This is a genomic window from Pseudomonas sp. NFX71, assembly GCF_048079215.1.
GTDB classification, from domain to species: Bacteria; Pseudomonadota; Gammaproteobacteria; order Pseudomonadales; family Pseudomonadaceae; genus Aquipseudomonas; species Aquipseudomonas fluorescens_B.
In genome coordinates, this window is the sequence record NZ_CP182230.1 from 965,889 (window position 1) to 978,022 (window position 12,134).

Annotated in this window: 7 protein-coding genes; 3 read left to right on the top strand and 4 right to left on the bottom strand. The window is 57.1% G+C overall.

The features are described from left to right. Positions 1–24: 24 nt before the first annotated feature. A complete protein-coding gene (locus ACM1ZW_RS04455) occupies positions 25–210 on the bottom strand; it encodes a hypothetical protein (RefSeq protein ID WP_416740222.1) in 186 nt (61 codons plus the stop codon). Between the two features lie 65 nt (positions 211–275). Between ACM1ZW_RS04455 and ACM1ZW_RS04460 the strand changes: the two genes are divergently transcribed. The 3 genes from ACM1ZW_RS04460 to ACM1ZW_RS04470 all read left to right on the top strand — a co-directional run bounded on the left by ACM1ZW_RS04460 (position 276) and on the right by ACM1ZW_RS04470 (position 7,725). Then, on the top strand, positions 276–494 hold the full coding sequence (locus ACM1ZW_RS04460) for a hypothetical protein (protein ID WP_416740223.1): 219 nt from the start codon (positions 276–278) through the stop codon (positions 492–494). 186 nt (positions 495–680) lie between these two features. Then, on the top strand, positions 681–6,827 hold the full coding sequence (locus ACM1ZW_RS04465) for a hypothetical protein (RefSeq protein ID WP_416740224.1): 6,147 nt from the start codon (positions 681–683) through the stop codon (positions 6,825–6,827). Between the two features lie 499 nt (positions 6,828–7,326). Further along, on the top strand, positions 7,327–7,725 hold the full coding sequence (locus ACM1ZW_RS04470; protein ID WP_416740225.1) for an EF-hand domain-containing protein: 399 nt from the start codon (positions 7,327–7,329) through the stop codon (positions 7,723–7,725). 36 nt (positions 7,726–7,761) lie between these two features. On the opposite strand, the gene ACM1ZW_RS04475 is transcribed toward ACM1ZW_RS04470, so the two are convergent. The 3 genes from ACM1ZW_RS04475 to ACM1ZW_RS04485 all read right to left on the bottom strand — a co-directional run bounded on the left by ACM1ZW_RS04475 (position 7,762) and on the right by ACM1ZW_RS04485 (position 12,128). Further along, a protein-coding gene (locus tag ACM1ZW_RS04475; protein WP_416739011.1) for an IS3 family transposase occupies positions 7,762–8,984 on the bottom strand; the annotation gives its coding sequence in 2 pieces (ribosomal slippage) (positions 7,762–8,633 and positions 8,633–8,984; 1,224 coding nt in all). Positions 8,985–9,116: 132 nt separating this feature from the next. Continuing rightward, complete coding sequence (locus ACM1ZW_RS04480) at positions 9,117–11,114, bottom strand: polysaccharide biosynthesis protein (protein WP_416740226.1); 1,998 nt, start codon at positions 11,112–11,114, stop codon at positions 9,117–9,119. 51 nt (positions 11,115–11,165) lie between these two features. Next, entirely contained in the window at positions 11,166–12,128 is a 963-nt protein-coding gene (locus ACM1ZW_RS04485; protein WP_416740227.1) for a UDP-glucose 4-epimerase family protein, read from the bottom strand. Positions 12,129–12,134 lie beyond the last annotated feature (6 nt).

A 12,134-nucleotide genomic window follows, 5' to 3' on the forward strand; every position in this document is an offset into this window, starting at 1 on the left:
CGCGTAGCGAGCCGGAAAAATTCGTTATCCGCGAAGGGCAGACGGGCCTTCGTGGTGGGAAAAATGTGCAATTTTCACTGCTTTCAGGGCATGCACCGAGTCGCTGTAAAGATCCAAAACCATGTTGTCTGCGTTCACGCTTGAATCGGTGGCGATGTAGATCATTTTGTTATCGGCATCGGTGATGCAATCTTCAGCTTCAGAGCTCAAAACATCACTGCCAGTTGTATGACCACTCTTTATGGTCCATTTTTCGCTTTTTTAATAGAGGACGCATGAACCGTGGTGAGTTAAAACAGCATTTCAATGCACAGTCAGGCATTAAGGAAATACTGAAAACAAGCTTTCTGGTGTTATACAACGCTATTTTTATCGAGTGGTTTTATTGTCAAAACAATAATTCCAACAAGAAAAAAATTTACCGATGCTGGCAGCCTGGCATCCCGCGCGGCGAGCATATCTGCTTGTCGAGAAAAAAAATACCTGCCCGGTGAAAAGCGCGCAGCCTAGTAAAATGGCTAATTGCCACTAGATTGCCGCCTTGCTATAACGTTGTAATTTTAGCAGTCGCCATAAACTGTCATTCGCGCTCGCGCGAACATGCGAACATGACAGTGGTCATCCCCCCCAACAACGCCACGGCCAAAAACGCCGCATCTCGCTATGAAAAGGAAAGGATTATGAGCACTCCGACCCAAGTCCCGGGAAATCAAACGGATTATAGCTTCAGTGATGACGGTGAAAACATAGTAGTAACGGACAACGAAGGAACTGTTATCCATAGTGTCGGCGGCGACAACGGTGAGCGGGTTCTGGAATTTACCGATGGCAGCACGCTGACGGCTACGCGTGAAATCGAAACGAAAACGGCTGGCAACGGTGCCGAAAGCCCAAATGTGATAGCGCTCAGCGACGGTGGATATGTCATTTCCTGGGCATTGAGCAACGTCGACTTTGAAGGCATCGTGGTCAAGCGTTACTCTGCCAATGGCGAGATGTTGCAACGCACTAATATTTCAACACCAGACGCGGATGATCCTTCTGTCACTGCGTTGGCCAATGGTCAGTTCATTGTGTCTTGGACTTCGGAAAACGACGCCACTCACGTCTCTACCGTGTACACCCAGTCGTTCGGCACTAATGGCGTCGCCAGTGGCAGCGCTGTGAAAGTTGCGAGCGCCGCTTTCGAACTGGAGGACGCACAAGTCACGGTACTGGCCGACAACAAGTACATCGTGACCTGGGGTGAAACCCATGAACATGCATCGGGTGACGAACGGCTCGACCTTTCCGATATCAAGGCCGTCGTTTACACCAACGGCAAGCCGGGCGCGGTGCAAACCCTGACCAAGGGCAACGAAGCCCTGGGCGAAGCCGACGATATCACCGTGCTGCCGACGGGCGATGGCGGGTACTGGCTGACCTATACCACCCAGCATTTTTCTGCGGATAACGGGACATTCGACTCCAAGTTCCAGATCAGCCGGATTGACGCCAACGGCAAGGTCGTCGCGAATTCGGCTCAGACTCTGGACAGTCTGGTCAGCAACTTCGGATACGCTTCCTACTTCGACATCACTCCCGTCACCGACGGTTATGTACTCAGCCGTGTCGACCAAGGCACGGGCGGTATGGATCGGGTGATCATCACCCAGCTCTACGACAAGAATTTCTCCCCTGTGGGAGACCCGGTTGAAGTCGGCAGCAACCTCTCGATCAACGGCGCGGCAATCACTTCGCTGCCGGACGGTGGTTATGTCCTGGCCTGGAACGAATTCGCCCAGGGTAGCGCCGGTGTTTACATTCAGCGCTTCGGTGCCGACGGCACCAAGACCGATCTCTCGCCGGTGCTGGTGGCCACCGCCGATGCTGACGAACAATTGATGGACACCCCGGTCGTCACAGTGCGTACCTCAGGTACCGTCGTGGTCAGTTGGGAAAGCGTCAAAAGCGGAAGCGGTTTTGAAGTCCACGTGCAAAAGGTCACGGCCGATAACCTGCTGGTGGGCTCCAGCACCACGGTGATCAGCGGAGACGCACACGACAACACCTTGAACTGGAGTGGCACCGACGACGTCACCCTCGACGGTGGCGACGGTGTAGATACCGCAGGTTTGTCGGGCCAGTCCGGCTACAGTTTTACTCAGGACAGCCAAGGCAATGTAGTGGTGCATGGCAACCAGGACACAACACTGGTTGGCATTGAAAAAGTAGTCTTCGGCGACGGCACGACCATCGGCGTCAACGATGGGAAGTTCGACAACGAAGCCGGGAGTGTGGTCTCCATGGAACCGGCTTCCACGCTGTTGAGCGATGGCAGCTATGCGGTGGTTTGGGAGGAAGCCGGGCAGCTTCATCTGCAGCAGTTTGGCCAGAACCATGAGCTGCTCAACGACCGTTTACTGGAAGGCATCAGTGGCCGTAATCCGGTGATCGCTGCGACCAACGACGGCGGTTACGTGATCGGTTGGACGACTGTCGGTAACAAGCTCGAGGTCCAGGCGTTCAACGCTGATGGTGCCGCCACCGGTTCCCTGATCAGCCTGTCGCCGCAAGACAGCGACGAACCCAATGTTCACTTCGAGGACATCGCGGTTACCGTTCTGACCAATGGCAACTATGTGGTGACCTGGGCAGAGGAGATGAATGGCTCCAGCGGCTCAAGCTCTTCGCCGTTTTACGCCTCCGAGCTGTACATGCAGATGTTCAACGGCGACACCCACGCGCCAATCGGCGGAATGGTCAAGGTCGATACCAAAGTCAAGGACGCCGCGATCTTCGCCGAAGAACCCAGCATCACCAGCCTGAAAGATGGCGGCTTCGTCATCGTCTGGGGACGCGAAACCAAATCCGCGGGTGACGTAGACATCTACATGCAGCGCTTCAACGCCAACGGTCAAAAGGTCGGCGATGGCAGTGCAGCACCCATCAATACCAGCAAGGCCGGCGATCAGGATGGGGTGGAAGTTACCACGCTTGAAGACGGTGGCCTGGTGGTGACCTGGGTTAGCGTCACATTGAAAAACGGCGAGCCGGTTACCGGTAACGTCTACATGCAGCGTTACAACGACAAAGGGGTAAAACTGGGCGGCGAAACGCTGGTCAATACGCCCACTTTGGAAATTCAGGGCGAGCCGGCGATCACGGCACTGAAAGGTGGCGGCTACGTCATCAGTTGGGCAACTTCCGACGAAGCCGCGCACTCGGCAGACGCCAACCTGTATGCGCAGGTCTATGACAAGAATGGCGTCAAAGTCGGCAATCAGCTGCTGATCACCAGCAATGAAAACGACATGTTCCCGGTGGTCAACGCCACCCAGGACGGCGGCTTCGTGATCACGTGGGAAGTGTTGTCGTCGGATAACCTGATAGGCGATATCCATAGCCAGCGCTTCGATGAGAACGGCAACTCCACGACGCTCACTGGCGATGCCAATGACAACACCTTGATCTGGAGCGGTTCGGGTTCGGCCATTCTCAAAGGTGAAGGCGGCAACGACACCCTGACTGGTGGTGCCGGTAACGACACCCTCGACGGTGGAAACGGCAACGACATCCTCAATGGCGGCGCCGGGGCCGACACCTTGAAGGGCGGGGCGGGTGATGACACCTACGTGGTCGATAACCTCAAGGACGTGATCACCGAGAATGCCGACCAAGGCATCGATACGGTGCAGTCCTCGATCACCTTGACCCTGGGTAACAACCTGGAAAACCTGACCCTGACCGGCACCTCCGCGATCAACGGCAACGGTAACGGGCTGGACAACGTCATCACAGGCAATAGCGGCAAGAACATCCTCAGTGGCGGTGCCGGCAATGACACCCTCGATGGTGGCGCGGGTGTGGATTCGCTGATTGGCGGTACTGGCGACGACACCTACGTCGTTGACCTGGTCACCAGCGGTGTCGGCGCCAAAGCCATCGCCATACTGCAAGACACCGTCACCGAGAAGGCCGGTGAAGGCGATCACGACATCCTGAAACTGCGCGGCGATGCGCTGATCAACTTCAGCGGTACTGCGGCCGTGACCCTGGGTCTCAACCTTGAAGACCTCGATGCTTCCGCAACCGGCTCGCTGGCAATCAACCTGACCGGTAACGCCGCCGCCAACATCATCACCGGCAACGACGGCAACAACGTTCTCAATGGCGGTGCAGGCATCGATACCCTGATCGGCGGCAAAGGCAACGACACCTACGTCCTCGACAAGGTGGAAGAGCTGGAGCTGGTGACGGAAGCGGCGGATGAAGGCAACGACACCCTGCAAATTGCTTACAACAATGCGTCCAAGACCCTTGCCCAGAGCATCGATCTGAACAGCAGCAACCTGCAGAACTTCGAAAACCTCACCGTCACCGGCACCGGGCTGTTCAATCTGGTCGGCAACGACCTGGGCAACAAGCTGACCGGCAACGCGGCGCGCAACGAAATCACCGGCGGTACCGGCAATGACCTGCTCGACGGCAAAAACGGCGGCGACCTGTTGACCGGTGGCGACGGCGATGACACCTACGTGATTTACAGCAACAAGGACGTGGTGGTCGAAGCAGCCGATGGTGGCAATGACACCGTGCGTGTCGCCGCCTATACCGGCAACAGCTACACCCTGGGCGACAACATCGAAAACGCCATTATCGATTCTCTCGCGGCGATCAACCTCGTTGGCAACGGGCTCGATAACACCCTGACCGGCAACGCCGCCAACAACGTCCTGAACGGCGGTGTCGGTGCGGATACCCTGATCGGTGGCAAGGGCAACGACACCTACTTCGTCGACAACATCGGCGACAGCGTCGTCGAGCTGCTCAATGAAGGTGTCGATGCCGTCAGCGCGTCGATCGACTACACCCTGGCGGCCAACGTCGAAAACCTGACCCTGACCGGGTCGGCTATCGAAGGTGTCGGCAACGAGCTGAAAAACACCATCACCGGCAACAACGAGGCCAACTGGCTCGACGGTGGCGCAGGTGCGGACACCCTGATCGGTGGCAAAGGCAACGACACCTACGTCGTTGACCTGGTCACCAGCGGTGTCGGCGCCAAAGCCATCGCCATACTGCAAGACACCGTCACCGAGAAGGCCGGTGAAGGCGATCACGACATCCTGAAACTGCGCGGCGATGCGCTGATCAACTTCAGCGGTACTGCGGCCGTGACCCTGGGTCTCAACCTTGAAGACCTCGATGCTTCCGCAACCGGCTCGCTGGCAATCAACCTGACCGGTAACGCCGCCGCCAACATCATCACCGGCAACGACGGCAACAACGTTCTCAATGGCGGTGCAGGCATCGATACCCTGATCGGCGGCAAAGGCAACGACACCTACGTCCTCGACAAGGTGGAAGAGCTGGAGCTGGTGACGGAAGCGGCGGATGAAGGCAACGACACCCTGCAAATTGCTTACAACAATGCGTCCAAGACCCTTGCCCAGAGCATCGATCTGAACAGCAGCAACCTGCAGAACTTCGAAAACCTCACCGTCACCGGCACCGGGCTGTTCAATCTGGTCGGCAACGACCTGGGCAACAAGCTGACCGGCAACGCGGCGCGCAACGAAATCACCGGCGGTACCGGCAATGACCTGCTCGACGGCAAAAACGGCGGCGACCTGTTGACCGGTGGCGACGGCGATGACACCTACGTGATTTACAGCAACAAGGACGTGGTGGTCGAAGCAGCCGATGGTGGCAATGACACCGTGCGTGTCGCCGCCTATACCGGCAACAGCTACACCCTGGGCGACAACATCGAAAACGCCATTATCGATTCTCTCGCGGCGATCAACCTCGTTGGCAACGGGCTCGATAACACCCTGACCGGCAACGCCGCCAACAACGTCCTGAACGGCGGTGTCGGTGCGGATACCCTGATCGGTGGCAAGGGCAACGACACCTACTTCGTCGACAACATCGGCGACAGCGTCGTCGAGCTGCTCAATGAAGGTGTCGATGCCGTCAGCGCGTCGATCGACTACACCCTGGCGGCCAACGTCGAAAACCTGACCCTGACCGGGTCGGCTATCGAAGGTGTCGGCAACGAGCTGAAAAACACCATCACCGGCAACAACGAGGCCAACTGGCTCGACGGTGGCGCAGGTGCGGACACCCTGATCGGTGGCAAAGGCAACGACACCTACGTCGTTGACCTGGTCACCAAAGGCGCCGGTACCAAGGCTACCGTGGCGCTGGAAGACACCATCACCGAGAAAACCGGTGAAGGCGATCGGGACACCCTGATACTGCGTATGGACAGTGATGACATCGCGGCCTTCCAGGGTACCGCTTCCATCACCCTGGGCGCCAATCTGGAATGGCTCGATGCGCGGCAAACCGGGACGCTGAACCTCACCCTGACCGGTAACGCCGCCAACAACCTGATCTTTGGTAACGAGGGCAACAACACCCTTATCGGCGGTGCGGGAGATGACAATCTCTATGCCGGCGTGGGTGGCACCAATATCCTGATCGGCGGGACCGGCACCGACCATATGATGGGCAACACCGGGGTCGACACCTTCAAGTTCAATGCCCTCAACGAAATGGGTTTGGGTGCCAAGCAGGATGAAGTCTGGAAATTCACCACAGACGCCGATCAACCGGGGAGCGGCGACAAGCTCGACTTCTCGGCACTCAAGGGCTACAAGTTTGTGGGCGAGGCGGACGATTTCACAGGTGCGGCCAAAGAACTTCGCTACGAAACCGGCTCGGACGATCAAGGCAGCTATGTGGTGATTTACGGCAACAGCAACACCGACCACGCGGCTGATTTCTCGATCAAGCTGGTGGGCGTCACAGCATTGACCGCGGCGGATCTGGTGCTTTAAGCCAGGGCAGTCGAGAAGTCGGCAGCGCCGATGCGCTGCCGACAATCCAATAATAGGTAACCTTCCAATCCGTCCATTACCGCAAGGTAGTGGCCGGGATTGGTACCAATCCTGTCTTATATTTCTCTTACTTCCTCAGTTTTTTCGCATGTCAGATCGCCTTGCCAAGCGCCCTGTTTCCAAGCGGTGTGTGCGCTCCTGTTATTCAGGATCTGCCGCAGGCGCGGCCCTACAGGGTCATCATCAACCTATAGGAGCAAGGCTTGCCCGCGATGCAGGCGCCTCGGTCTAACTCTCTGACACTTGTGTGTCTCACTGTGTCTCCTCCCGCGGTTTCGCCCCTTCGCTTACAAACTCCCCCTTGCGCGAGACAGTAGCGATACACCCCACCCGTTAAATGGCCACATCCGAGCAAGGCCCCCCGCCAGCTTCGGTTAACGCCGCACCCACGTGGCTACCTTTATCGAGCGGTTGTGTCGTGCAACCCAGGAGATTTGAAATGTCCCGTACCACCAAAAACACTATCGGTTTGCTCGGCGCGGTTTTGGCCGGTGGCATGATGTTGTCCGGTTCGGTTTTCGCTTCACAGCCTTTGACCCAGGGCTATCTGCTGGCCTCCGCCAAACAGGTGGTGAAAACCCCTGAAGGAAAATGTGGCGAAGGCAAGTGTGGCGATGCGTCGATGGCAAAAACCGACACCGACGGTGACGGCAAGGTGTCCCGCGCCGAATTCCAGAAAGTCGCACCGAAGTCCAACTTCGACAAGATCGATACCAACCACGATGGCTTCATCGACGAGCAAGAGGCTTACGACAACGTGAAAGCCAACTTTGAAGCTAACGGCAAGAAAATGCCAAAAGGCCTGTTCGAGCACCTGAAAGACCAGGACGGCGCTTAAGCCTCTGTCTAGTCCTGAAATAGGTTTACACCTGTTTCACCCTAACGCCCGATGCACCGCATCGGGCGTTTTGTATTTTAAAGAGAGGTGCGGCCGCTCCTGGTTGTAGATCGTGACGGCCTCTCGCACCATCTGTGTGGCCTGCGCAAAATCCGCAGGTCGGTGGATCAAGAACTCTGTTTTCAAGATGCCGTTGACCCGCTCTGCCAAGGCGTTTTGGTAGCAGTCGTAGCCGTCGGTCATCGAGCAAGTGATGCCATGCTTTGCGTGCATTTCTTGATAAAGGGCCGAGCAGTACTGGGCGCCTCGATCCGAGTGATGGACTAGTTTCTGAACGCTTCGACGTCGCTTCAAAGCCATTCGAAAGGCTTGCACCACGGAGTCGGTGTGCAGACTTTCATGCACGTGATAGCCGACTATTTTTCTCGAAAAGACATCCGTCACTAAACTCAAATAGGCAACGCCATCACGGGTAGGCAGGTACGTAATATCGGCCACCCAGACCTGTTCTGGGCCGGTAGCGACTATTTGTTCCGGGCTTGGTTTCAGCAGATTGGGGTGTCGGCGGAAGCGATGATGGCTGTCGGTCGTCTTGTGATACGCCCGTTTTCTGCGGACCAACTGGCGGCTTTCCCGCAAAACCGCGAACAAACGATCCCGGCCAACATGGAGCTCCTGTTGCTCACGCTGCTCATGCATCATCGAATGCAGCTTGCGAGTGCCGATGCACGGTTGGCGAACACGGACCTTCTCTACAAACGTTATGAGCTGCTGATCCTGGTCGGCCCGAGCCCTGTAGACCCGGTTGCGTTTGTAATAGGCCTGACGGCTTATTCCCATAAATTGGCAAGCCCTGCTGACACTCAGGGTTTGGGTTTGCGCAACGACTTGCCGGGTCGCTTTTTTACGACAGATACGCCGTAGTCATTTTTCAGAACATCGACCACGGCTTCAAAGAATTGGGCTTTCTGAGTTGCCAGCGCCAGTTGTTCTTCGAGTTCTTTGATTCTTTGCTCGGGAGTCAGTGGCAAGGTTGGCTCGTCCATAGGTCTGATCCTCTGGGAACGAATGGAGGCGCCTTGGCTCCAGTCCTGGCGACCATGTTTGCGTAACCAAACCAGCACCGTCGACCGACCCTGAATCCCATAGCGCCGCTGAGCCTCTTTATAACTCAACTCGCCTTTTTCGACCTGGTGGACAACCGATAATTTAAAAGCCAGTGTGTAATCACGCTGACTGCGCTTCGTGCCCGTATCCATTGCACCTTCCTGAAAAGAAGTCAGAAGGTGTAAACCTTATTCAGGACGGGACACTCCCAGAAAAAAAGCCGCGTTTCTCGATCGAGAAACGCGGCTTTTTTCGTCCGGATTAACACCCGGCCTCCGAATCCGTCAAACGTCGTCCGAACAACCCGACTTCTGACGGCGCTCATGAATCAGGTCGACAATCTGGCATTCGGGTTCGTAGCCGTTGACCGTATCGCGCAACAACGTACGAACCTGCACATAGTCATCCGCTGCGACAGCCTTCAACAGTGCTGAAATCGCCTGTTTGAAGTCTTCCCACGGCAAATGCTCTTCGTCGGCGCGCATGATCATCGCGTGTTCGGTCGGGGACACGTTGTCACCGATCAGCAACTCCTCATAGAGCTTTTCGCCACGGCGCAAGCCGGTGAACTCAATCGAAATATCCCCGTTCGGTCGTTCTTCGCTACGCACGGAAAGGCCGGACAGGTGGACCATCTTTTCCGCCAGGTCGGCAATCTTCACCGGTTGTCCCATGTCGAGCACAAACACGTCGCCACCCTGCCCCATCGAACCCGCCTGGATTACCAGTTGCGCGGCCTCGGGAATGGTCATGAAATAGCGGGTCATGTTCGGATGGGTCACCGTAATCGGCCCGCCATTCTTGATTTGCTCGCGAAACAGCGGGATCACCGAACCGGACGAACCCAGCACATTGCCGAAACGCACCATGGTGAACCGGGTCGAGTTGGTGCAAGGCGTCGTGAAGTGCTCGCCCAACAGCAACGGATTGGACTCACGACTCAAGGCCTGCAGCGTCATCTCGGCCAGCCGCTTGGTGCACCCCATGACATTGGTCGGTCGCACCGCCTTGTCGGTGGAGATCAGCACGAAGTGCTCAACCCCCGCCTGCACGGCCGCCTGCGCAGTCTGCAAGGTCCCGAGGACATTATTCAGCACGCCTTCGGCAACGTTATGCTCGACGATCGGTACATGCTTATAGGCGGCGGCGTGATAGACCGTGTTCACGTTCCAGGTACGCATCACGTCCAGCAGTCGCTCACTGTTGCGAATCGAACCGAGGATCGGCACCAGCTCCAGGCTCATTCCCTCGTTTTGGATCAACCTCTCCAACTCGCTATGAATGCTGTAGAGATTGAACTCACTGTGTTCGAACAGAATCAGCGCCGTCGGTTTGCTGGTGAGGATTTGCCGGCACAGTTCGGAACCGATGGAACCGCCCGCTCCTGTCACCATGACCACCTGGCCACGAATGCAGCGCTCGAAAAGAGCCTGCTGCGCCGCAACCGAGTCTCGTCCTAGCAGGTCGATAATGTCGACTTCCTGCAGATCGCTGACACTGACCCGGCCATTGGCCAGATCCATAAACCCTGGAATCGTCCGCACATGCACCGGATAAGGCTCAAGCGCTGCGAGGATCTCACGGCGCCTGGCACGCGACGCCGATGGAATAGCCAGCAAGACTTCGGTTGCGCCAGTGTCTTCGATCAGTCCTTCGATATCCGTAGACGGGTAGACCTTGAGCCCGGCGATCACTCGACCTGAAATGCTGGGGTCATCATCGATAAAAGCGACCGGACGCATAGCCTTTTCCATGCGCAGTGCCGCCACCAACTGATTGCCTGCCGCCCCGCCGCCATAAATGGCGACCTTGGTGGCGTCGTCGTCCTGGCGCAGGAAAGGAACATGCTGTCCGGCGAGAAACCAGTCGCCGAGAAAATATTGGCGCATGAACAAACGCAGGCCGCCGACCATCAACAAACTCAGCCACCAGTAATTGACGATCAGCGAGCGTGGTACCAGTACGTCAGGGCGGTACAAATAGACATAGACCGTCAACAGCAGCGCCGACAAGGTCACGGCCTTGAAGATACTGAGCAGGGCATCGTTGCCGAAATAACGCATCACCGCGCGATACAGGCCGAGGTTGATAAAGATGGGGATTGCAATGACCGGCGCAGCCGCGAACAGCCACGCATAATCCCCGAAAGGATTCACGGGTCGTTCAATACCCAGACGCACGACAAACGCCAGCCAGAGCGCCACCCAGATCAGCACAATATCAATCAGCAACTGCAAGACGCGCTTATAGCTACGCGGCAGATTCAATAAACGCTCACGCATTACACGATTTCCCTTCGCTCGACTTACTGCCTGCAATCCACCCGCGCCCTGTCACACTCGCTGCCCCAGAAAGTCTTTCGCGGTCTTGGCCAACGCCCCGTCCACACTGATCGCCGGGGTCCATTCGAGCAACGCTTTGGTTTTCCCGATATCAACCTGAAGCGACCCGCAAAGACGCTGGGACAAGGCCTTTTTCCCCAACAGTTGCGCAGTGCCGCTCAACAGCCACATCGGCAATGGCAGCAGGCGCGCCGGCCGGCCCAAAGCGCGGGCCATACGTCGCAGCAGATCGCTGGTGGACAAGTCCTCGTCATCACTCACCAGGAAAACCTGGTTGGCTGCGGCGCGATGATGGATGCAAGTCATAATCAGGTCGACCAGATTGTCCAGGGCCACCAGGCTGCGCTTGTTGGTAATGGCTCCCAGCGGCAATGGCACGCCCTTATTGAGCCAACCCATCATGCTGCGAAAGTTGGCCTTCACTCCTGGCCCATAGACCAATACCGGACGAATGATCACCACTTCCATCCCGGTTTTCGCCGCCAGGGCCTGCAATGCCTGCTCGGCTTCCAGCTTGGAGACGCCATAAGGATCAAGCGGAGCCGGCTGGTCATCGGCTGTATAAGGGTGGCCGGGCGGCGTCCCCTCACCATTGACCTTGATCGAACTCAGGTAGATGAAACGCCGGACACCGGACTGGGCTGCTTGCTCCGCGAGACGTAACGTCCCCTGCACATTGGCACGACGAAAGGCGGCCAACGGATCAGCTTCGCGCTCATTCATGACATGCACGCGGGCAGCACAGTGAATCACGACTTCGACGCCTTCGAGTGGAACCTGCCAGTCGGTGTCCGGCTCAAGTCCGGACACCTGACAGACTTCCAGGCGGGGCGAGGACTGCGGCGGTAACTGTCGATAGACAGCACGCACTGCAAATTGAGGATCAGTCAGCAGACGAGCCTGAACCGCAGCCCCGACAAAGCCGCTGGCCCCCGTCAAAAGGACTCGCATCATAGTGGG